Source organism: Citrobacter freundii complex sp. CFNIH4 (assembly GCF_002934505.1).
GTDB lineage: Bacteria > Pseudomonadota > Gammaproteobacteria > Enterobacterales > Enterobacteriaceae > Citrobacter > Citrobacter freundii.
In genome coordinates this window covers 488,340-510,843 of sequence record NZ_CP026231.1, presented here as the reverse complement: position 1 = coordinate 510,843, position 22,504 = coordinate 488,340, and the positions used below count along the sequence as shown (strand labels likewise).

20 protein-coding genes and 1 pseudogene are annotated in these 22,504 nt (G+C 52.9%); 10 read left to right on the top strand and 11 right to left on the bottom strand.

Features of this window, described 5'->3' with window-relative positions; genetic code table 11:
• Window positions 1–68: 68 nt before the first annotated feature.
• On the bottom strand, window positions 69–311 hold the full coding sequence (locus C2U41_RS02630; RefSeq protein ID WP_003021448.1) for a sigma-S stabilization anti-adapter protein IraP: 243 nt from the start codon (window positions 309–311) through the stop codon (window positions 69–71).
• Between the two features lie 248 nt (window positions 312–559).
• Entirely contained in the window at window positions 560–1,756 is a 1,197-nt protein-coding gene (locus tag C2U41_RS02625; RefSeq protein WP_103848446.1) for a multidrug efflux MFS transporter, read from the bottom strand.
• A 301-nt stretch (window positions 1,757–2,057) separates the two neighbouring features.
• Between C2U41_RS02625 and ddlA the strand changes: the two genes are divergently transcribed.
• A complete protein-coding gene (ddlA, locus tag C2U41_RS02620; RefSeq protein ID WP_003836018.1) occupies window positions 2,058–3,146 on the top strand; it encodes a D-alanine--D-alanine ligase in 1,089 nt (362 codons plus the stop codon).
• 23 nt (window positions 3,147–3,169) lie between these two features.
• On the opposite strand, the gene C2U41_RS02615 is transcribed toward ddlA, so the two are convergent.
• Window positions 3,170–3,388 (bottom strand): DUF2754 domain-containing protein, encoded by a 219-nt coding sequence (locus tag C2U41_RS02615; RefSeq protein ID WP_103848445.1) that lies wholly within the window; start codon window positions 3,386–3,388, stop codon window positions 3,170–3,172.
• A gap of 264 nt (window positions 3,389–3,652) precedes the next feature.
• Between C2U41_RS02615 and C2U41_RS02610 the strand changes: the two genes are divergently transcribed.
• Window positions 3,653–3,976, top strand: a complete 324-nt coding sequence (locus C2U41_RS02610; protein WP_003836020.1) for a DUF2755 family protein — start codon at window positions 3,653–3,655, stop codon at window positions 3,974–3,976.
• Here C2U41_RS02610 and C2U41_RS02605 read toward each other — a convergent pair.
• Both C2U41_RS02605 and sbmA read right to left on the bottom strand, forming a co-directional pair.
• Window positions 3,961–5,064 (bottom strand): DUF1615 domain-containing protein, encoded by a 1,104-nt coding sequence (locus C2U41_RS02605; protein WP_003847631.1) that lies wholly within the window; start codon window positions 5,062–5,064, stop codon window positions 3,961–3,963. The genes C2U41_RS02610 and C2U41_RS02605 overlap by 16 nt on opposite strands.
• A 16-nt stretch (window positions 5,065–5,080) precedes the next feature.
• Window positions 5,081–6,301, bottom strand: coding sequence for a peptide antibiotic transporter SbmA (gene sbmA / locus C2U41_RS02600; protein WP_003836023.1), 1,221 nt, complete (start codon window positions 6,299–6,301; stop codon window positions 5,081–5,083).
• Between the two features lie 384 nt (window positions 6,302–6,685).
• Here sbmA and ampH point away from each other — a divergent pair, with 384 nt between their 5' ends.
• Entirely contained in the window at window positions 6,686–7,843 is a 1,158-nt protein-coding gene (gene ampH, locus C2U41_RS02595; protein ID WP_048216770.1) for a D-alanyl-D-alanine-carboxypeptidase/endopeptidase AmpH, read from the top strand.
• Window position 7,844: 1 nt separating this feature from the next.
• On the opposite strand, the gene iprA is transcribed toward ampH, so the two are convergent.
• Together iprA and C2U41_RS02585 are read right to left on the bottom strand one after the other, a co-directional pair.
• A complete protein-coding gene (gene iprA, locus C2U41_RS02590) occupies window positions 7,845–8,468 on the bottom strand; it encodes a hydrogen peroxide resistance inhibitor IprA (RefSeq protein ID WP_032936991.1) in 624 nt (207 codons plus the stop codon).
• 89 nt (window positions 8,469–8,557) lie between these two features.
• Window positions 8,558–9,364 (bottom strand): annotated as a pseudogene (locus tag C2U41_RS02585) (autotransporter outer membrane beta-barrel domain-containing protein); the annotation flags it as partial.
• Window positions 9,365–9,429: 65 nt separating this feature from the next.
• On the opposite strand from C2U41_RS02585, the gene C2U41_RS02580 reads away from it, so the two are divergent.
• Window positions 9,430–10,577, top strand: a protein-coding gene (locus C2U41_RS02580) for an IS3 family transposase (RefSeq protein WP_103849485.1) whose coding sequence is annotated in 2 segments (ribosomal slippage) — window positions 9,430–9,667 and window positions 9,667–10,577 — 1,149 coding nt in all. Because the reading frame shifts where the segments join, the coding sequence is not laid out codon by codon here.
• A gap of 436 nt (window positions 10,578–11,013) precedes the next feature.
• On the top strand, window positions 11,014–11,988 hold the full coding sequence (gene hemB / locus C2U41_RS02575; protein ID WP_003021420.1) for a porphobilinogen synthase: 975 nt from the start codon (window positions 11,014–11,016) through the stop codon (window positions 11,986–11,988).
• A 59-nt stretch (window positions 11,989–12,047) separates the two neighbouring features.
• Here the strand turns inward: hemB and tauD are convergent, their stop codons facing one another.
• The 4 genes from tauD to tauA are packed head-to-tail and all read right to left on the bottom strand — an operon-like array spanning window position 12,048 to window position 15,464.
• Window positions 12,048–12,896, bottom strand: a complete 849-nt coding sequence (tauD, locus tag C2U41_RS02570) for a taurine dioxygenase (RefSeq protein ID WP_003021417.1) — start codon at window positions 12,894–12,896, stop codon at window positions 12,048–12,050.
• Window positions 12,893–13,723 carry a taurine ABC transporter permease TauC gene (gene tauC / locus C2U41_RS02565; RefSeq protein ID WP_003021414.1) on the bottom strand — a complete coding sequence of 277 codons (831 nt, stop codon included), beginning with the start codon at window positions 13,721–13,723 and terminating at the stop codon, window positions 12,893–12,895. The genes tauD and tauC overlap by 4 nt, the downstream gene beginning before the upstream one ends.
• The gene (gene tauB, locus C2U41_RS02560) at window positions 13,720–14,487 is read right to left on the bottom strand and encodes a taurine ABC transporter ATP-binding subunit (RefSeq protein ID WP_003847641.1); all 768 of its coding nucleotides are present in this window, start codon (window positions 14,485–14,487) and stop codon (window positions 13,720–13,722) included. The genes tauC and tauB overlap by 4 nt, the downstream gene beginning before the upstream one ends.
• Before the next feature lie 14 nt (window positions 14,488–14,501).
• A complete protein-coding gene (gene tauA, locus C2U41_RS02555; RefSeq protein WP_003021410.1) occupies window positions 14,502–15,464 on the bottom strand; it encodes a taurine ABC transporter substrate-binding protein in 963 nt (320 codons plus the stop codon).
• Window positions 15,465–15,762: 298 nt separating this feature from the next.
• On the opposite strand from tauA, the gene C2U41_RS02550 reads away from it, so the two are divergent.
• From C2U41_RS02550 to C2U41_RS02530, 5 genes are all read left to right on the top strand, one after another.
• On the top strand, window positions 15,763–16,392 hold the full coding sequence (locus C2U41_RS02550; protein WP_003021406.1) for a response regulator transcription factor: 630 nt from the start codon (window positions 15,763–15,765) through the stop codon (window positions 16,390–16,392).
• Window positions 16,392–17,933 (top strand): MASE1 domain-containing sensor histidine kinase, encoded by a 1,542-nt coding sequence (locus C2U41_RS02545; RefSeq protein WP_103849198.1) that lies wholly within the window; start codon window positions 16,392–16,394, stop codon window positions 17,931–17,933. Before C2U41_RS02550 ends, C2U41_RS02545 begins: the two co-directional genes overlap by 1 nt.
• Window positions 17,934–18,018: 85 nt before the next feature.
• Window positions 18,019–19,323 (top strand): MFS transporter family glucose-6-phosphate receptor UhpC, encoded by a 1,305-nt coding sequence (uhpC, locus tag C2U41_RS02540; protein ID WP_103849197.1) that lies wholly within the window; start codon window positions 18,019–18,021, stop codon window positions 19,321–19,323.
• The gene (locus C2U41_RS02535; RefSeq protein WP_003021397.1) at window positions 19,320–20,351 is read left to right on the top strand and encodes an ABC transporter substrate-binding protein; all 1,032 of its coding nucleotides are present in this window, start codon (window positions 19,320–19,322) and stop codon (window positions 20,349–20,351) included. Before uhpC ends, C2U41_RS02535 begins: the two co-directional genes overlap by 4 nt.
• Before the next feature lie 69 nt (window positions 20,352–20,420).
• The gene (locus C2U41_RS02530) at window positions 20,421–22,499 is read left to right on the top strand and encodes an ABC transporter permease (RefSeq protein WP_103849196.1); all 2,079 of its coding nucleotides are present in this window, start codon (window positions 20,421–20,423) and stop codon (window positions 22,497–22,499) included.
• The last annotated feature ends 5 nt before the right edge of the window (window positions 22,500–22,504 follow it).

Below are 22,504 nucleotides of genomic sequence, written 5' to 3'. Positions count from 1 at the left end.
ACAAAGCGACTATAAGTATTTGATGTGACACTTTTATGATAATTTGTGGGTGCCCCGCCACAGATGGTTCAAAACGCTTTTGGTACGATCTCGCAAGCGTTATGTATGTTCGTGAGAAACGCGGGCATGCGGTTTACATCAGCCAGCGCCCCCTCAATTTGACGAATAAATATTTGCCGATCGTTCCACGCCATATTGCGCAGCATTTCGATGATTACCCGCTCTAACGTTTCGACCTGTACCGCCAGATCTTGCGACTCTTCTTCTTTTTGCGCGAGTTTAAGTAACAACTCAGTGACGAGGTTTTTCATTTGCCTATTCCCTTAACAAAATATGGGTCACGTTATCATTAAGGCTCACGACTGCCTAGAGGATGAAAGTTGTATTTTTATAAGTAATAAAACGATTTGCGAAAACAATCACAACACAAAATAAGGGTAAATGCGTCTTGACGCAGAATGATTCAATATAAAAAGGTAAGAAAATTAATAATCACACAAATATATAATACACAATTATGGATTAACAACGCTGACAGGCAGCGTTGTTAATCAGGAGCTCAACGCCCCCCGCGCCGACGTCGCAACGCAATAGCCAATTGCCAGATATTGATAAGCACAATGCTTGCTGTAGCAATGAACACCCAACGGAACCCCGCCATTGCCGAAACCGTCGCCCCCATTAATGGCCCGGCGACGTTGCCGAGATACATAAATGACTGGTTATAACCAAAGATGCGCCCGGTTATCTGATCGCTGGAGTATTTCACTAACAGCGTCTGCACCGCCGGCAACATCGCACCGTCGGCAAAGCCAAGCAGAAAACGGAGAACTCCCAACTGCAACGGCGTGGTGACCCACGACATAGCGAAAAACAGCACCACCGCGAAGATTAACGTCGCCATTAAAATCCGCTCAGTACCAATACGGTCGCCTAATTTACCAAGTCGAGGCGCGGAAATCAGAGCAGAAATGCCCGATACTGAGGCTATCAGCCCGCTGAGAAAGGCAATATTCGAACTATCTGGGACCATTGATTTAATAAACAGCGCCAGAATTGGCCCAATTGAACCGTTACAAAGTTGAATCACCATGGTGGTAAAAAACAGGCTGATCACCAGCGCCGGATGTGAAAGCGAGGCAAATACGGCCTTCCCACTCAGACGTTCGCTTTTTTTAATCGTCGGACGAACGCCCTCTTTGATCAAAAACAGTGTGACCAGAAAACTCACTACCAGCAAAGCGGCGGTAATACAGAATACCGCCCGTAAGCCAACGTGATCGGCAATAAAGCCCCCCATTAACGGTCCACCAATGACACCGCTAATTTGCGCCGTCGACAGCGTACTCAGCGCCCAGCCGCTGCGTTCACGCGGAACCTGTGACGCGACCAGCGCCATCGCATTAGGAATATAACCGGAGGTTAACCCCATCACCCCGCGCAGCAGAAAAAGCTGCCAGACGTTAGTAGCAAATGCCTGTAGCAAAATCGCAATGGCCATACCCAGTGAGGCCCGCAGCAGCATTAGCTTGCGCCCTTTGCGGTCGGCTAAACTGCCCCACATTGGAGAGACAATAGCTGAAATCAGGAAGGTGACGCTGAACGTTAATCCGGACCACATTGAGAGCGCTTCATGCGAGGTCACGCCCAGTTGGGAGATATAGAGTGGTAAAAAAGGCAAGATTTGGCTAATCGCCAGTCCGGTAAAAAAACACCCGAACCAAACGGAAATAAGATTAACTCTCCAGGATTCCATAAGGACTCATAACGATAAGTAGCTGAAAACTGCGAGCAGCTTAACAAATTACTTAGCTGAATAAGGGTCCACAGGTGCGATAAATCACAGTTTAGTATTTTATCTTCCCGCTCATCATATTTGTGATACAGCTCACATCAAACCCATAATATAAGCAGGGGATTATGCTTCGCGTGCGGGCCTCTTGTTTGTTCTGTTCTATTCCCCTGTCGTCAGCCAAAACAATCTGCCAGAAGCCGAGGAAACCTGCGTTTTGTCGTGGTAATGTATGTGCTTTGCATTCATGGAATGGGTTTTTAAGATGGCAAAGTTGCGGGTAGGAATCGTATTTGGTGGTAAATCAGCGGAACATGAAGTGTCATTGCAATCGGCAAAAAATATTGTCGATGCCATCGACAAGACTCGCTTTGACGTTGTGCTGTTAGGTATTGATAAACAAGGGCAATGGCACGTCAGCGATGCCAGTAATTATCTGCTCAATTCAGACGACCCGGCGCATATTGCGTTGCGACCTTCTGAGACCAGCCTGGCGCAGGTACCGGGTAAACAAGCGCACCAGTTGATCGATGCACAAAACGGTCAACCGCTGCCGACGGTCGATGTTATTTTCCCGATCGTACATGGCACTCTGGGTGAAGATGGCTCTCTGCAGGGCATGCTGCGCGTGGCAAACCTACCGTTCGTAGGTTCTGATGTGCTGGGTTCTGCGGCCTGTATGGATAAAGACGTGACCAAACGTCTGCTGCGTGATGCCGGATTAAACATCGCGCCATTTATTACGCTAACTCGCGCCAATCGCATCAGCTTTAGCGAAGTGGAATCCCGCCTGGGTCTGCCGTTGTTTGTAAAACCGGCCAACCAGGGATCGTCCGTTGGCGTCAGCAAAGTAACCAGCGAAGCCCAATACGATCAGGCCGTCGCGCTGGCATTTGAATTCGATCATAAAGTCGTGGTGGAGCAAGGGATCAAAGGCCGCGAGATCGAATGTGCGGTACTGGGCAACGATCATCCGCAGGCCAGTACTTGTGGAGAGATTGTGCTGAACAGCGATTTTTACGCTTACGACACTAAATACATTGACGATAACGGTGCCACAGTTGTCGTTCCGGCAGCAATTGCACCAGAGATTAACGACAAGATCCGCGAAATCGCCATTCAGGCCTACCAGACACTGGGCTGTGCCGGCATGGCGCGCGTGGACGTTTTCTTAACTGCTGAAAACGACGTTGTGATCAATGAGATCAACACGCTGCCAGGTTTTACCAACATCAGTATGTATCCGAAGCTGTGGCAGGCGAGCGGTTTAGGCTATACCGATTTGATCACTCGCCTGATCGAACTGGCGCTGGAACGCCATGCTGCGGATAGCGCGCTGAAAACCAGTATGTAAACCCGCCAGGATGCCTGATATAGCTAGTGGGCATCCTTTACTTCATCATCTTCAACGCGGCGACGGATGATTAATCCGGCCAGCCAAAAGCTAATCACCCAGGTCACCAGCCCCACCGCATAGGTTTGCCACCCCTGCGCTTCAAAACCGAGTAAGCCCACCACGCCGTTGAGAATAAAGATAAGCCCAATAGCGAAGGCATAATAGTGCCAGTCTCGGCGGATTTTAACAGGCAGGTTCATAACGGCTCCGGTGGATATACAACACAGGGAGGCATCCTCGCACATTTCCCCGTGGGCGTCTGTGGCCTGTGCGGAATTTCTTAAATGTAACTCAATTTCACTTAAGGTTACATAATTGTGACCACCAACAAAAAACCGAAATCCAGGAATAATCTCTACCTGAAATTACCATCATTCTGATATTGACATTGCCGATCACCTGTCAGACTCACTTTCAGTTACAGGCATTACGTCAAAAAAAGCAGGTTATTTCCGGAGGTCTTTATGGCTGATTTTACGCTCTCAAAATCCCTGTTTAAGGGCAAGCATCGGGATCCCTCCACCCTGCCCGGCAACATTGCGTATGCCGTATTTGTGCTGTTTTGCTTCTGGGCAGGCGCGCAGATTTTAAATCTGTTGGCCCACGCTCCCGGCATCTATGAGCAGTTGATGCAGTTGCAAATGCAAGAGACAGGGCGCCCGCGAGTTGAAATCGGCCTGGGCGTCGGAACCCTTTTTGGACTGGTCCCTTTTCTCGCCGGAAGCCTGATTCTTGGCGCCATCGCGGCATTCGCGCGTTGGCGCCGCCGTCATCATAACGATGACTGACCCATACATTTCGCCCGACGATCGTCCACGCGTTTAGCAAACCACGCGGTAGTCAGGTTACGTGTGATCTTCGGGCTTTCCAGTTGAATGCCAGGCAGCATTTCACGGGGAAGCGTTTTCCCCGCCTTCGCTTCCGCCAGCTTATAGACTTTCTCGTACAGCGCGGTCTCTTCAAAGGCCAGGCTGTCGCCTTTTTGCAGCTGACGGCGGATCTCACTCTCGCTCATGTCCAGCTTCCCGGCCAGTTTACGTACCGCCAGCTCCGTTTTGCCCGGCTCGCTGCTGCCATAGAGAATTAAATCACCGTCCATCGCCAGCTTCACGCCGCTGGCTTTACTGACCGCATTCTGGAAAGCTGCATTGCGGCTGGCATACCACCCGGCATTGAAATCGGCGAAGCGGAAAATTGGCGCACTGTAATTCGCCGGGTAGTTAAGCAGATGATACGTACCGAACCACAGCCCACCGCGGCGGCTAAATACTTCCTGGCGCACGGTTCCCGCCATTTTCCACGGGTAGCCGCTGGCATGCTGCTCAGCAAAGGCGATGCTAACCTGCATCGGCCCACCGGTATGCACCGGATTAAGCGAACCAAATAACGTCTGCCCCATCGGTACCATGTTGATAAAATCATCAAAGATCGCGCTAAGCTGTTTTTCGGTTTTCACCGTATCCAGGCGCTCGCTGTAGCTTTTCCCCGTTGGCGAGTTAATCTTCAGCGCGGTATGCACCACAAATAGCGGGATGTGCATACGCTCGGCACGACGATCGATCTCTTTCCAGGCGATTTTACTTAAGTTCGGCACGGCTGGATCCGCCTGGTAATTTGACTCCTGTTGCGCGACCGCCAGCACCGAACAGATATTTTCAACCGTCGGCGCCAGCTTCTGGCTTTCAAAAGTCTTTGCCAAATCCTGCGCCCATGCGTCCCGGTCTTTCACGCTGGCGGGCATTTTCTGGCGCACCACGCTCGCCACATCGACGGCTTTCTCCCCCTTTTTTAGCGGCTGCGCGGGTTGGCTACTACATCCCACCAGCACCAGTGCTGCCAGACCAGACAAGGGGTAAAGACGGGAAACCGTCGACATAACATCTCCTTATTATTTAACTCAGTGTATGGGTAACTTCCTGAATATCCTGACCATCAAGCTCTCGTTCAAAGCTGCGCAGACGCTTATAAATAGACATCAGTTCCACTAACGTTGTCCAGGAGTTAATCAGATACTGGAACGAGCCGCGCACCTGGCCAAACACGTTGGTGATTTGCGTCATCAGGCCGAGCGTAATCGTACCGGCAACAATCGATGGAAACAGCAGGAACAAGCCGAAAACGTTATCAACCTGCAGATAAAGAATTCGGGCGATATTGAAGTACATATAGTGAAAATAGAGACGGAAGTAATTTTGGCGTACCGCATGAAACAGTTCACGCACCGTCGGTGGCGTCGCACGGTTGCCATCATCTTCGCCATAGACCAGTTCTTTACGATAGGCCGCTTCCACGCGCTGGTTTTTAAACTCCAGCCCTGGAAGTTTTATCCCGACCACGGCCAGCAAACCGGTTCCCATCAGCGACCAGACAATCGCGGCAATCACCAGGCCATAAGGCACATGTCCAACAATCGGCAGGTCAGGAACATGGGCAGAGAGCGTAACCAGTACAGGCAGGAAGGCAATCAGCGTCATAATCGCGTTGATAAAGCTGACGCCCATATCTTCCAGCGTAGAAGCAAAACGCATGGTGTCTTCCTGCACACGCTGCGCTGCGCCTTCGATGTGACGCAAATGCTGCCAGTGCGCCATATAGTGTTCGTTCATCGCGGTACGCCAGCGGAACACGTAGTGGCTGACGAAGAAGTTGTTCATCACGCCAATGACCACGGCTATCAGCGCAATGCCGAGAAAAATGCCAACTTCATGATAGAACTGCTCAATCTTCACCTTGTGTGGTGTGCTGAGCGCAGTTTGAATTAGGTCATAAAATGGCGCGTACCAGGCGTTGACAGCGACGCCGACTTCAACCAGAAACCAGGTCACAAAAATAATCAGCGATGTGCCCAGAATAGACCAGTACTGCCAGCGGTGTGGGCTGTAGAGAAACCAGAACAGCGCGAACACCCCGACACAAAGAATGTAGTACGCATAAAAAATCAGATAATCCAACGACCAGAAACGCGCTGCGCTAATAGGTACGTCTCCCGACGCGCCAGTAATATGTGCAACCCAGGCTCCCCCACCTGCTTGCCAGAATACAACGGCGACAAGTGCCCAAATAAATGCCGAAATAAAGAACGGCCCCGGCTTTGGGAAAAAAGACTTAAACATAGTGCTCTCCTGCTAACTTCTTATCGTTATGACGACTGCTGTGCATTTGCCACCGTGGAGTGCGGAGGCCAGACGGCTTACGCCCAAAAACACAAGCTGAAACCGACAATTGTGACCAAAACCGAGGCACTTAGTTCGCACCTCGGTTATGAAGAATTGTTTCTGTGGTTTTCACACTCGACAACGTTCCAGTATGTGCAGATTATCACAGCGTAAGATCACAAAAGCGAACATCCGCAATCCAGGAAATTCCTACGTTTACTCATCGTTACGTTTTTCCCACTATCATTGGTTGATAAGCGCTTTGCAATACGCCGATGAGTAGTATAAATACGCATACGCACGACATCCTTTTTCACTTTATCTAACTCATGGACACCACCGTTGAAACGTAGTCTGCTTTTTTCTGCCGCGCTGTGTGCGGCGTCATTGACATCAGTCCAGGCGGCACAGCCTATAACCGATCCGGTTTTCGCCTCCGATATCGTCGATCGTTATGCCGACCATATATTTTACGGCAGTGGTGCTACGGGGATGGCGCTCGTGGTGATTGATGGTAATCAGCGCGTATTTCGCAGCTTTGGCGAAACGCGTCCCGGTAACAACGTCCATCCACAGCTTGATTCCGTGATTCGAATTGCCTCAATCACTAAATTAATGACCAGCGAAATGCTGGTGAAATTGCTCGATCAGGGCACGGTCAAACTCAACGATCCATTGAGTAAATATGCACCTCCAGGTGCACGCGTGCCGACTTATCAGGGCACGCCGATTACGCTGGTGAATCTGGCGACGCATACCAGCGCGCTGCCGCGCGAGCAGCCTGGCGGCGCAGCAAAGCGCCCGGTGTTTGTCTGGCCAACCCGCGAGCAGCGCTGGAGCTATCTCTCTACTGCCACGTTGAAAGCCGCACCGGGTTCACAGGCATCTTATTCCAACCTGGCGTTTGACCTGCTGGCCGATGCGCTGGGAGCGGCCTCTGGTAAGCCTTATCCGCAGCTGTTTGAAGAAAAAATCACCCGTCCGCTGGGGATGAAAGACACCACCTTTACCCCGTCCCCCGATCAATGCCGACGCCTGATGGTCGCGGAAAAAGGCGCCAGCCCCTGTAACAATACGCTGGCGGCAATGGGCAGCGGCGGTGTCTATTCTACGCCCGGCGATATCATGCGCTGGATGCAGCAGTATCTCTCTTCTGACTTTTATCATCGTAGCCAGCAGGCCGACCGGATGCAGACGCTGATTTATCAGCGTACGCAGTTAACTAAAGTGGTGGGAATGGATGTTCCAGGCAGAGCCGATGCGCTTGGTTTGGGCTGGGTCTACATGGCGCCGAAGAATGGCCGACCGGGAATTATTCAAAAAACCGGCGGCGGCGGTGGTTTCATCACCTATATGGCGATGATCCCACAACAAAACGTCGGGGCGTTTATCGTGGTGACCCGTTCTCCGCTAACCCGTTTTACCAATATGAGTGACGGTATCAACGATCTGGTTGCAGAGTTGAGCGGGAACAAACCGCAGGTTATTCCCGCATCCTGAGTTAATACTCAAAAGGCAAACGGTTAATGCTCACCAGTTTGCCTTTATTCATTTCAATGTAACCACCTTTACGCAAAGCCGCGAGAACCTCAGCGACAACCGAGCGGGAAATTCGCGTGCGTTGGTGAATATAGTTCATGACGCCGATACGCGAACGCAGTACGTCGTCCCATTTCATCATGGATATCAGCGTCGCGCGAATCTGATCGTAGGAGTTATTGCCGATCAACTGCAGATCTCGCAATTCAAGCATGGAATTTTGCCATGCCAACCAACAAAAAGCTTCACGCCAAAGCTGGCACTCTTCAATTATATTAATTGTTTGTGAGGCAGGTAGATGGTATCCCGTACAATCGCTTTCCGTGATTAATCTGTATTGTATATCTGTTTTCATCACACCATCTGAAAGCCCCATAATAAATGGCGCCTGTGCAATACCGACCAGCACATTTTCTCCTCGATGCAGGGAAATTACGCCGCTTAAAATAATAAAGGTATCGTCAGCATTTATATCACTGGAATATATGATTTGCTTTTCGTTATCACATTTGAAATGTTTACCATATTTTGATAAACATTTATCAAGCCTACCAAATTCTAAAAGAGGTTTATTCGTAGATAACATTTTTGCATTCCTTGCAATAAATGCCCGTCAAATCCGTGACGGGCATTTTTCTGGATTAAATCACCTTATACTTCTATAAAAGAAAATTCTTACCAGGTATATTTAACACCAACGTTTGCAGCCCAGTCTTGATCTACATCACCACCACCGAGGTAGTTAGCATCGGTGTAAGCGCTGAAGTTTTTGGTAAAGCTGAACTGAGTACCCAGTCCAACACGTACCGCAGAACCTTCTACACCGTTGTCGATAGAATCGCCGTTTACGTCAGAATCGTTGTTAGAATCGTCGTAAACGTAGGCCAGTTTGAAGTACGGGGTCAGCGCCTGATCTTCACTGTAGGCGAAGGTATAACCTGCATCTACACCGAGTTCATAGCGCATGCTGTCATAAGACTGACCGTCAACTTTCATGTCGTTGCTCAGCTTATAATCATCACCAGACTGGAACAGACCGGATACGCTGCCGTATGGCGTTACGTAGCCTGCGTCACCCAGCTTCAGGTCATAACCCAGTTTCAAGCCAAAGCCCCAGGCATCAGAAGAGGTGCTGCCATCAACATACTGACCGTTGCTCATGTTGGCAGACAGATCGTTGTTGAAGTGGGAGTAGCTTAAGTTACCGTCAACAAAGATGTTGTTGTCAAAGCGAGCAGAAGAGTAGATGTAGGCAGTCTGGCTATCCTGATCCACCTGACCGGTACGGTCGCTCATATCACCTTTCGCGAAGCCTGCTGCAGCACCGACAATCCACTTAGCGTTGTTACCATCAATTTTGGAATCAACACCAACCATGATGCCGTTAACATCCTGATCGTAGTTAATGGTGCCGTTATCTGCATCGAAGCTACCACCGAAGTAGCTTACCCATGCACCACCGTTATCAACCAGACCATGACGTGTGAATCGACACGGGTTTAACAGACACCTCAGAGTCATTTAAGATGGCTTAAAGAGAGGTGCCCATGAGCGGTAAGCGTTATCCCGAAGAGTTTAAAATTGAAGCAGTCAAACAGGTTGTTGATCGTGGTTATTCTGTTTCCAGCGTTGCAACACGTCTCGATATCACCACCCACAGCCTTTACGCCTGGATAAAGAAGTACGGGCCGGATTCCTCCACTCATAAAGAACAGTCAGATGCTCAGACCGAGATCCGCCGTCTCCAGAAAGAGCTGAAGCGGGTTACTGACGAACGGGACATATTAAAAAAAGCCGCGGCGTACTTCGCAAAACTGTCCGACTGAGGTACGCCTTTATCCGTGACAACGCCCGTTGCTGGCCTGTTCGCCTGCTCTGTCGGGTGCTGGATGTTCATCCCAGTGGCTTTTACGCATGGCTTCAGCAGCCGCATTCACAACGCCATCGGGCAGACCTGAGACTGACAGGACAGATTAAACAGTTCTGGCTGGAATCGGGATGCGTCTATGGTTATCGCAAGATCCATCTGGATCTGCGGGACAGCGGGCAACAGTGCGGAGTCAACAGAGTCTGGCGACTGATGAAACGTGTCGGGATAAAGGCTCAGGTCGGATACCGGAGCCCGTGGGCACGTAAAGGCGAGGCCAGTATCGTGTCGCCCAACAGGCTCCAGCGACAGTTCAATCCGGATGCTCCGGATGAGCGTTGGGTAACCGACATAACCTATATCAGGACCCACGAAGGCTGGCTGTATCTTGCTGTGGTTGTTGATCTGTTCTCACGCAAAATTATCGGCTGGTCCATGCAATCCCGGATGACAAAGGACATTGTCCTGAACGCACTGCTGATGGCTGTATGGCGGCGTAATCCCCAAAAACAGGTGCTGGTTCATTCGGATCAGGGCAGTCAGTACACAAGCCATGAGTGGCAGTCGTTCCTGAAATCACACGGACTGGAGGGCAGCATGAGCCGTCGCGGTAACTGCCACGATAATGCGGTTGCAGAAAGCTTTTTCCAGTTGTTGAAACGCGAACGGATAAAGAAAAAGATCTACGGAACGCGGGAGGAAGCCCGCAGCGATATTTTTGATTACATCGAAATGTTTTATAACAGTAAGCGTCGGCATGGTTCCAGCGATCAGATGTCACCGACAGAATATGAAAACCAGTATTATCAACGGCTCGGAAGTGTCTAGATTATCCGTGGCGATTCAGTTTCATTACGGAAAGGTTCAATTATTCTTTGCCCGTTGTCCGAAAACGGACAACGTAATAAATCCAAGTTACGCCATTTAAGAAATATAAAAACCAACACTTTCAATCAATTAAAAGCTAACCAACATTCAAATCATACAATTCACTAATGAATCAGAACGCAAACAAATATATAGATAATAAACAAACAAAATCTATACACCACGCTATAAAAGCAAACACATAGATATTTAAAATAATAAAAAAACAATAAACAAAATAATGAATATGAATAAATTGCTATGCTTGTGAATAAATTTCGCTAATGATTCATCCCTTCGTTACAGGAAATCCAGATATAACGCCAACTTTCGTAAACCACACGCCCTCAGGTTCGGGTATACTACGGCCTTCGATTCCACAAACATCAGGCATACCATGACAGACCTAATCCAACGCCCTCGCCGCCTGCGCAAATCTCCCGCGCTGCGCGCTATGTTTGAAGAGACAACACTCAGCTTAAATGACCTGGTGTTGCCGATCTTTGTTGAAGAAGAACTCGACGATTACAAAGCTATCGACGCCATGCCAGGCGTGATGCGTATTCCAGAGAAGCACCTGGCGCGCGAAATTGAACGCATTGCTAATGCTGGCATCCGCTCGGTGATGACTTTCGGCATTTCCCACCATACGGATGACACCGGTAGCGATGCCTGGAAAGAAGACGGCCTGGTGGCGCGCATGTCGCGTATCTGCAAACAGACCGTGCCGGAAATGATCGTCATGTCCGACACCTGCTTCTGCGAATACACCTCACACGGCCACTGCGGCGTGTTATGCGATCACGGCGTGGATAACGATTTAACCCTTACCAACCTTGGCAAGCAGGCGGTGGTTGCCGCCGCAGCGGGTGCGGACTTCATCGCACCTTCCGCCGCAATGGATGGTCAGGTACAGGCGATTCGCCAGGCGCTGGACGCCGCGGGCTTCACCGATACCGCTATCATGTCCTACTCCACTAAGTTTGCCTCATCTTTTTACGGCCCATTCCGTGAAGCCGCGGGCACCGCGCTGAAAGGCGATCGTAAAACCTATCAGATGAACCCGATGAACCGTCGGGAAGCGATTCGCGAATCGCTGCTGGATGAAGCCCAGGGCGCAGACTGCCTGATGGTCAAACCGGCTGGCGCATACCTCGATATTCTGCGTGATATCCGCGAGCGCACCGAGCTGCCGATTGGCGCTTATCAGGTCAGCGGTGAATACGCGATGATCAAATTCGCGGCGCTGGCGGGGGCTATAGATGAAGAGAAAGTGGTGCTGGAAAGCTTAGGGTCGATCAAACGCGCTGGCGCGGATCTGATCTTCAGCTACTTCGCACTGGATCTGGCTGAGAAAAAAATTCTGCGTTAATAACGCCTAACCGGGCCTACAGGTCGTAGGCCCGGCAAGTGAAGCGTCTCCGGTAATCATCACGCCCGATAAAATGGCTTATCTCCCAGAATCGTTGCCCGATGCATAATGCGCCGCTGCGGCAGATAATCCGCATTCGCATAATGCTGCGTCACGCGATTATCCCAAATCGCCACATCGTTGGGCTGCCAGCGCCAGCGCACCTGAAACTCCGGTTTGGTGATATGCGCGAACAAAAAGCTCAGTAACGCCTCGCTCTCTTTTTCCGTGACATCGACAATTCGTGTGGTAAATCCTTCATTCACGAACAGCGCCTGCTTCCCGCTCACCGGATGCGTGCGTACCACTGGATGCAGCAACGGTGGATGTTTAGCGACGGCCTCCAGCCAGCGCAGGTGCTCCTCTGGGGTCTTGCGATATTTATATTCCTGAAATGATTTACGGAAATCATGCTCTGCCCGCAGGCCACTCAGCAACTGACGGAACGGCTCAGACAATGCTTCATAAGCGGCAATCCCACTGGTCCACAGGGTGTCGCCCCCAGTTGATGGCAGCTCTTTCGCCGCTAAAATCGCCCCGGCAGGCGGCGTGTCGATAAAGGTGACATCGGTGTGCCAGTTGTCGTTATCCGGCGGATTATCGTTATGGGTATCCAGCACGATAATTTCTTCTACTCCTTCGGCATGCGGATAGACCGGGTGAATATGCAGATCGCCAAAACGCAGCGCCAGCGCCCGCTGTTGTTGCGGCGTAATCACCTGCTCGCGCAGAAACACCACCTGGTGGCGCAATACCGCGTGATAAAGCTGTTCAAACTGATTATCGCTCAGCGGACGCGCCAAATCCGCACCGGAAATTTGTGCGCCAATATACGGCCCCAGCGGGGTTATGCTCAGACGTTCACTCATTGTACTTCTCCATGCCAGGGCGTCAGGCGGCGCTGAAGCGCGCGCAGACCCAGTTCTAAAATAAACGCGATAACGGCAATCACCGCGATCCCCGCCAGCACCACATCCGTTGCCAGAAACTCACCGGCAGACTGGACCATAAATCCTAAGCCTCGCGTGGCGGCAATCAGCTCTGCGGCCACCAGCGTCGACCAGCCCACCCCAAGTCCGATACGTAATCCGGTGAGGATCTCAGGTAATGCCCCCGGCAAAATAACAAACCACAGCACCTGCGCACGGCTGGCTCCCAGCGATTGCGCGGCGCGCACTCTCACCTGCTGCGCACTTTTCACTCCCGCCAGCGCCGACATCGCTACAGGGGCAAAAATCGCCAGATAGATAAGCAAGATCTTGGACGTTTCACCGATGCCAAACCAAATGACCATCAGCGGTAGATAGGCCAGGGGCGGAACCGGACGATACAGCTCAATGATCGGATCGAGAATGCCGCGCATCGTCGGACTCAGCCCCATAGCGATTCCAACCGGAACGCCCAGCAGCACCGCCGCCAGCAGCGCGATAACAATACGTGTCAGACTCGCCGCCAGATGCTGCCACAGCGTGGCATCCATAAATCCCTGCGGACCGGCAATAACGATCAGCTTTTGTAAAACCTGTCCCGGTGGCGGTAAAAACAGCGGACTGACTAACTGCAGCGCCGCCACCGTCCACCACAACGCCAAAATGACGGCCAACGTACCAAGGCTTAAGGTAATCTGCCGCGAGAACGGCCAGCGCCAGTTGAGCGCGCGCTGGCGACGGGGTTTATCATTAATCACCACGCTCATGAAAATGCCTCCCGTTGTTCAAAGACTCGACCTAACACGTACTCGCGCATGGCGATAAACTGCGGATCGGACTTAATGCTGCGACTCGACTCTCCAGCCACAAAGCGACGGGCGAAATTCAGCGGCAGACGCTCCAGTACCCGGCCAGGGCCTGGCGACAGCAATACCAGCTCTGTCGCCATAAACACCGCTTCTTCAATATCGTGCGTAATCAACAGCACCTGTTTGCCAGTCTCATGCCACAGCTTCAGCAGCAGGGTTTGCATCTGCTCACGAGTAAAGGCGTCGAGCGCGCCAAAAGGTTCATCCAGCAACAACAACTGTGGATTGGCCGCCAGCGCCCGCGCAATGCCGACACGCTGCCGCTGTCCACCGGAAAGCTGCCAGATAAAGCGTTTTCCCGCGTCCTCCAGCCCGACTTTCTGCAACATCTCCAGGGCAATACGCTGACGCTGTGGTTTATCCACCCCCGCCAGCTGCAGACCAAAAGCCACGTTGGCCTGCACGTTACGCCAGGGCAGCAGACCTTCATTCTGGAACACGACCCCGCGATCTGCCCCCGGACCATCAACCCTGTTACCCGCCAGCGTGATGCTGCCATGCTGATACGGCACAAATCCGGCAATCAGATTTAACAATGTGGTTTTCCCGCAACCGGAAGGTCCGAGTACCACCAGCAGCTCACCGCTATCGAGCGTCAGGTTGATATCCTCCAGCGCCGGTTTTCCACCGTAGCTGGCGGCAAGATGAGAGATTTGCAGCATCAGCGCCTCCTTATTTATTGCACGAAGCGATCGGTCACATACTGGCTGTAATCCGTCGCAACAGCGGGGACTTTGCCCTGCTCTTTGAGGAACTGCGCGGTGTCGATAATGGCTTTGTTCACCGGTCCGGTCAGTTCGGCAGTCTGCTGTTGCGGCGTCAGGTAAGTGTTACCTTTCACCAGTCCCGGCACATCCGCTTCCGGCACGCCGCTTAAACGCGACAATTTGCTGATATTCTCCGGCTGCTTCAGCCACTCATCGGGATTAGCGATATAAGGTTGCTGCGCATCGATAGCGCTTTTGGCAAAGGCTTTCACCACCTCAGGATGCTTCTCTGCAAAATCTTTGCGTACCACCCACACGTCCAGCGTCGGTGCGCCCCACTCACCAACCTGCGATGAGTCGGTTAACACCTTGCCGTCTTTTTCCAGCGCATTGACCGCAGGAGCCCAGACGTACGCGCCGTCAATATCCCCGCGCTGCCATGCGGCAATAATCGCAGGTGGTTGCAGGTTCACAATCTCCACCTGACCGGGTTTAATCCCCCAGTGTTTCAACGCCGCCAGCAGGCTGTAATGGGTGGTGGAGATAAACGGCACCGCAATGCGTTTGCCAATCAAATCTTCCGGTTTACTGATGTTTTTCTTCACCACTAGTGCCTCGGAGTTACCAAGCTTTGACGCCAGCAGAAAAACTTCAATGGGTACTTGCTGACTGGCGGCGACCGCCAGCGGGCTGGAGCCAAGATTACCGATCTGCACGTCGCCGGAGGCTAGCGCCCGGACGATGCTCGCGCCGCTGTCGAATTTGCGCCAGTCAACGGTAGCGCCGCTCTCTTTGGCAAAAGTATTATCCGCCTGCGCCACTTTGGCAGGTTCGGCGGAGGTCTGATAAGCGACGGTGACGTTCACCGCCTGCGCCTGAAATGCGATGAATGCCAGTGCACCGAGAAGTGCGTTACGCGATGAAATAGCCATGATTGTCTGCTCCCCTGTCTTGTTATGGAGGCAGTATTTCGTTGCGGCACAATTTGATAAAGGAATTAAAAATTCTGGCTAAGAACAAAGCGTTTTTAGAAAAAAAGCGGCAATAGTTAGCGATTTTGCTCATTACAGATGGAATTCGTAGGCCTGATAAGCGCAGCGCCATCAGGCCTACAACACCCGGCAAATTATTGCGATTTTGTTACATTCGTTACATAACTACACCTGGATGATTGCCAGCGCGGCGCTGACCGGCATCATAGACGCCATTATCAGGCAAGAGAGTAAAATCATGATTCATGTTGTGCTGGTGGATGACCATGTGGTGGTGCGTTCCGGCTTTGCGCAATTACTCAGTCTCGAAGACGATCTCAACGTTACCGGTCAGTACAGCAGCGCAGCGGAGGCCTGGCCTGCACTTCTGCATGATGACGTCAACGTTGCGGTGATGGATATCGCCATGCCGGATGAAAATGGTCTGAGCCTGTTAAAACGACTGCGGGCACAGAAGCCCGGTTTTCGCGCCATCATTCTCAGCATCTATGACTCACCCACGTTTGTGCAAAGTGCGCTGGATGCCGGCGCCAGTGGCTACCTGACCAAACGCTGCGGACCAGAGGAGCTGGTGCAGGCGGTACGATCGGTCGGTATGGGCGGGCATTACCTGTGCGCCGATGCGCTGCGGGCGCTACGCGGCGGCGAACAGCCCGCGCAGGTACTGGAAGTACTGACCCCACGCGAGCGCGAAGTGTTTGAGCTGTTGGTCAAAGGCGACAGCGTAAAAGAGATCGCCTTCAAGCTCGACCTCAGCCACAAGACGGTACACGTTCATCGGGCGAACGTGCTGGGCAAACTGCAATGCCACAGCACCATCGATCTGGTGCATTTTGCCCTCGACCACCAGCTATTAACGGGGCATTAATGTCGCGTAGCCTTCGGCATTGGGTTATTTCTCTGTTTATTCTGCTGGCCTGGGGATCGGGCTGGCTGATGCTGTGGACGCTGGGGTTTTACCTGACCCACAACGGCCAGCAGGCGGCGCTGTTCCTGCCGCACGGCGTCTATCTCGCGCTGCTCATCCTGCTTTCTCGCCGTTACTGGCCCGCGCTGGTAGTGCCGCCGGTGCTGATGTTGTTCTGGCTGCACAGTGAGCAATTATTGAATGGCTATATCCTGCTGGCCGCGCCGTTTATTAGCCTGATTCCGGCAAGCATCGGTCAGTCATACTGGCACCGTTTCCCCCTTTACTGGCAGCGCTTAACGCTGCTGCTGGCCGGGGTGACGATCACCTCATTGCTCAATACCGCCCTGCTTTCACCGTTTATCCAAAGTCCGGCAACGTTAATTGGCCTGGCGTCATTTACCGGCGGCGTGCTGCTGACGCCGTTTGTCTATCTGATCTATGAATTTCTGCGCCAGCAGCACCGCTATCATTTGCTCGGATTGGATACCACCAATCCCCCGCTGCGCACCTCGCTTATCATCTGGTGCAGCCTGTTTTTTATTATTGGCATCGGCACCCAGATGGTGTTGTCGCCGGAGATCGAGCGCCTGTTGCTGATCGTGGTGTTCTTACCGAACGTGGTGATGGCGTGGAAATTTGGCTGGCAGGGCGGCGTGTTGTCCGGATTGCTCGGCAGTATGATGATCACCATCGCCCGGCAAATCGGCGTCGGGTTCAGTAATTTACTGGAGCTGGAGATTTTCCTCGCCACCCAGGCGCTGCTCGGCATAGGGCTGGGGATCGCCATCAGCCGCCAGCAGCATCTGGCGCAAAACCTGCACCATTATCGCCAGCGTCTGGAAACTGAACTGGCGGCGCGTCGCGCGCTGACCGAACAGCTGATCCGCACCGAAGAAAACACGCGCAAAAGCCTGGCGCGGGAACTGCACGACGAAATTGGTCAGAACATCACCGCCATTCAAATTCAATCACAACTGGTCAAACGCGCACCGGGTCGCGAGCAAACGCTTGAGGCGGCAAATCAGATCAACGACCTGGCCCGGCGCATTCACCACTCCACCCGCCAGCTGCTGCGCCAGCTGCGCCCACCCGCGCTCGATGAACTGTCTTTTAAAGATGCACTACATCATCTGGTGAATGAATTTGCTTTTGCTGAACGGGGTATTCGCTGTCGCTTTGATTATCAGCTAGAGAATACGCCAGAAAACGAAACGGTGCGCTTCACGCTGTATCGCCTGTTGCAGGAGTTACTCAATAACGTCTGTAAACATGCCGATGCCAGCGATGTGTCTATTACGCTGCGCCAGCAGGAACAGCGCTTGTTTCTGGACGTCGCTGACAACGGCGTGGGTATTCTGCCGGAAAAAATTCCCGGTTTCGGTATCCAGGGAATGCGTGAGCGGGTCAGCGCTCTTGGCGGCGAACTGACGCTCGAATCAAACGGTGGCACGCGGGTAATTGTTAACCTGCCCACAAATTTGCAACAAATCAGCCGCTAACCAGGAAAAAGTCTTAGCCACTCTGGACTTTCTCTCATCCTCTTTTGCTTTCACTTTCCTATAGTCAGCACAAACGGAGACAGCCATGCACGCACGCCCAGCCAGCGAAACAGATCAACAATACCGGGCGCTACGCCCTCGGCTGCTGATGTGTATGGTCATTGGTTACGCAGCGTTTTATCTGACGCGCAAAAGCGTTAACTACGTCCTCCCGGCGCTACAAACGGACCTCGGTCTGGATAAAGGCGATATCGGTCTGCTGGGGTCGCTGTTTTACCTGACCTATGGTCTGTCGAAATTTACCGCCGGACTGTGGCACGACAGCCACGGACAACGCGCATTTATGGGCATTGGCCTTTTCGCCACCGGTGTTTTGAATGTGCTGTTCGCCTTTGGTGAATCGCTGACGCTGCTGCTGGTGGTCTGGACGCTGAACGGTTTTTTCCAGGGTTGGGGCTGGCCGCCCTGCGCCCGACTACTGACCCACTGGTACTCGCGCAACGAACGCGGATTCTGGTGGGGCTGCTGGAATATGTCGATCAACATTGGTGGGGCAGTTATCCCGCTGATTAGCGCCTTTGCCGCCCACTGGTGGGGCTGGCAGGCAGCGATGCTGGCACCGGGGATTATCAGCATGGCGTTAGGCATTTGGCTCACTCTGCAACTGAAAGGCACGCCCCGGGAAGAGGGATTACCGACGGTTGGGGAATGGCGGCATGACCCGCTGGAGCTGCGTCAGGAACAGCAAAGTCCGCCGATGGGGCTGTGGCAAATGTTACGTACCACCATGCTGAAAAACCCGATGATCTGGCTGCTCGGCGTGTCGTATGTATTAGTCTATTTGATCCGCATTGCGCTCAACGACTGGGGCAACATCTGGCTGACGGAAAGCCACGGCGTGAATCTGCTCAGCGCCAATGCCACGGTGATGCTGTTTGAAGTTGGCGGTTTGCTGGGGGCGCTGTTTGCCGGATGGGGATCGGATCTGCTGTTCAGCGGTCAGCGTGCGCCGATGATTTTGCTGTTCACGCTGGGGCTGATGGTCTCCGTCGCCGCGCTGTGGCTGGCGCCGGTGCACCACTACGCGCTACTGGCAATGTGTTTCTTTACGGTGGGCTTTTTTGTGTTTGGCCCACAGATGCTGATTGGCCTCGCGGCAGTGGAGTGCGGACACAAAGCGGCAGCAGGTTCAATTACCGGTTTTCTCGGGCTGTTCGCCTATCTGGGGGCCGCGCTGGCGGGTTGGCCGCTGTCGCTGGTCATAGAACACTACGGCTGGTCGGGAATGTTCAGTTTGCTCTCGGTCGCCGCTGTCTTTATGGGTTTATTGCTGATGCCACTGCTCATTGCAGGCATTACCCCTTCTCTCGGTCAAAGGATAAAACAATGAAACTGACGCTTACCTCTACACTAATTGCCTCCGCTCTGACGCTGGCAGCCTTCAGCAATGCAGCTCAGGCGCAGGGCCGTCTGGTGGTGTATTGCAGCGCCACTAACGAGATGTGCGAAACCGAAACCAAAGCCTTCGGTGAAAAATATGATGTGAAAACCTCATTCATTCGCAACGGCTCGGGCAGTACGCTGGCGAAAGTGGATGCCGAGAAGAAAAATCCGCAGGCGGATGTCTGGTACGGCGGTACGCTGGATCCGCAGTCCCAGGCCGGGGAAATGGGCCTGCTGCAGCCGTATAAATCACCCAATCTCGAACAGATCATGGAGAAATTCCGCGATCCCGCGAAGGTGAAAGGCAACCTGTCCTCGGCGGTTTACGTCGGTATTCTGGGCTTTGGCGTCAATACCCAGCGCCTGAAAGAGAAAAACCTGCCGGTGCCAAAATGCTGGAAGGATCTGACCAAACCGGAATACAAAGGTGAAATCCAGATTGCTGACCCGCAAAGCTCCGGTACCGCCTATACCGCGCTGGCGACTTTTGCCCAGCTGTGGGGTGAAGATCAGGCCTTTGACTACCTGAAACAGCTCAACGCCAACGTCTCTCAATACACTAAATCAGGCATTGCCCCAGCGCGTAACGCCGCTCGTGGCGAAACGGCGATTGGCATTGGCTTCCTGCACGACTACTCGCTGGAAAAAGAACAGGGCGCACCGCTGGAGCTAATTTCACCGTGCGAAGGTACTGGCTATGAGATCGGCGGCGTTAGCATTCTGAAAGGCGCGCGCAACCTCGATAACGCCAAACTGTTCGTTGACTGGGTACTGTCAAAAGATGCCCAGGAACTGGCGTGGAAGAAAGGTAAGTCCTATCAGATCCTGACCAACACCACCGCCGAGACGTCTCCTAACTCGCTGAAGCTCGACGACCTGAAACTTATCAATTACGACATGGATAAGTACGGCTCGACCGACGTGCGTAAAGCGTTGATCAATAAGTGGGTCAGCGAAGTGAAGATGGGTAAATAAACCTACATCGGCGATCATTTGCCGGGTGCGGCGTAAATACCGCATCCGGCCTGGAATACCGGAACCGCTATGTCACACACACTTGCACTCCATCCTGTGAAAAAACGGGATGCGATATTTCTTTGGGTTTTGCTTGGCTGGCTGGCGTTTGCCCTGTTGCCAAGCTGGAGCCTGGACTACGGTCTGCTGGAGTCGACAGGCGAGGAAATACTCGCCGCCTACGGCTGGTCACAGTTCAATATCAGTTGGTTATGGTATCTGCTGCCGAGCCTGCTACTGGTGCGTCCGTTCCATGAGGCCAGGCGCGAACAGCGCGGCCGCCATTATCTTGATGCGGGCTGGGCTTTTTTCTGTATGGCGTTTATCGTCGCCAGCGCGACTCTTGAGGGGCGCGGCTTAGGCTATGCCACCATTGTGTTGTTTGTGGCACTTGGCGCGATCATGACCCTGGCGCTCACCCGTCTGGAATGGCTGGGCGGCGACCGTTTCGTCATCGGTTCGCTCACCGCGATTGTCGCGCTAATCGGTATTTTTATCGTCTGGCCGAGTATCGCTATTTTTATTCCGATGTTCACCAACGACGCCGGGGAATTTGCCCCGCTGGCGTTTATGAATGTGCTGTCGCAGGCACATATCATTCAGGTGATCCTCAACTCGATTATGCTGTCGATTGCCGTCGGCGTCGGCTGTACCTTCTTTGGTCTGGTACTGGCTATCTATACTACCCGTATCGCCAGACGCAGCGCCATAATCGGACGTATCTTCTCGATTTTGCCGATCGTCACCCCGCCGTTTGTCGTGGGTTTAGGCGTCACGCTGATGATGGGACGCTCCGGCTACATCACCGAATTTATGGTCGAATGGTTTGGCTTAACTAACACCAACTGGCTGTACGGTTTTACCGGCATCTGGCTGGCGCAGGTGCTGGCCTTCACTCCGATGGCGTTTATGATCCTCGACGGAGCAATCAAAACCATTCATCCGTCGCTGGAAGAAGCGTCATACACCCTGCGTGCCAGCCGCTGGCAGACCTTTAACGGCGTGTTTGTCCCGCTGCTGAAACCAGCGCTGGCGAACGCCTTTTTGATTGTGGTTGTGCAGTCGCTGGCTGACTTTAGTAACCCGCTGGTGCTCGGCGGTAACTTCGACGTGCTGGCAACGCAAATCTACTTCTACATCACTGGTTCGCAGCTCGACTACCAGGCCGCCAGTACGCTGGGTGCCTTCCTGCTGCTGTTCTCGCTGCTGGTTTTCTGCGTACAATATATGTGGATTGGTAAACGCTCATACGTCACCGTTTCCGGTAAATCCTACCGGGGCGACGTGCAGCCGTTACCTGTGACGCTGGTATGGAGCGTGGTCGCGCTGCTGGCGGTGTGGATTGCCTTTAACGCCCTGCTGTACGGCAGCATTTTCTACGGCAGTTTCACCGTTAACTGGGGCGTGGACTACACCCTGACGTTAGCGAACTTTACCAAACTGTTCGGTCAGGGGATGAGCGACGGCGCATGGCCTTCACTGCTCGACACCCTGCTCTACGCCGGTATTGCCGCGCCGATCACCGCCATCTTCGGCCTGCTGATCGCCTGGGTAGTCGTGCGCCAACAGTTTAAGGGCAAGAAGACCATCGAGTTCACCACCATGCTGTGCTTTGCCGTCCCGGGCACCGTCGCGGGCGTATCGTACATTCTGGCCTTTAACAGCGCCCCGGTGTACCTCACTGGTACGGCGGCGATTGTCATTATCTCGATGGTAATGCGTAACGTCCCGGTCGGCATTCGCGCGGGTATCGCGGGCTTAGGCCAGCTCGATAAATCACTGGATGAAGCCTCGCTCAGCCTGCGCGCCGGTTCGCTGCGTACCATTACGCATATCCTGCTGCCGCTGCTACGCCCGGCGATCCTTTCGGCGCTGATTTACAGCTTTGTGCGCGCCATTACCACCGTCAGCGCCATTGTGTTCCTCGTCACGCCGGATACCCGCGTGGCCACGGCCTACATCCTTAACCGCGTGGAAGACGGCGAATACGGTGTGGCGATTGCCTACGGTTCCATTCTGATCGTGGTGATGCTGGCGATTATTTTCATCTTTGACTGGCTGATCGGTGAATCACGTACCTCCCGTTCAAAAGCCAAAAACCAGGCGTAATGGAG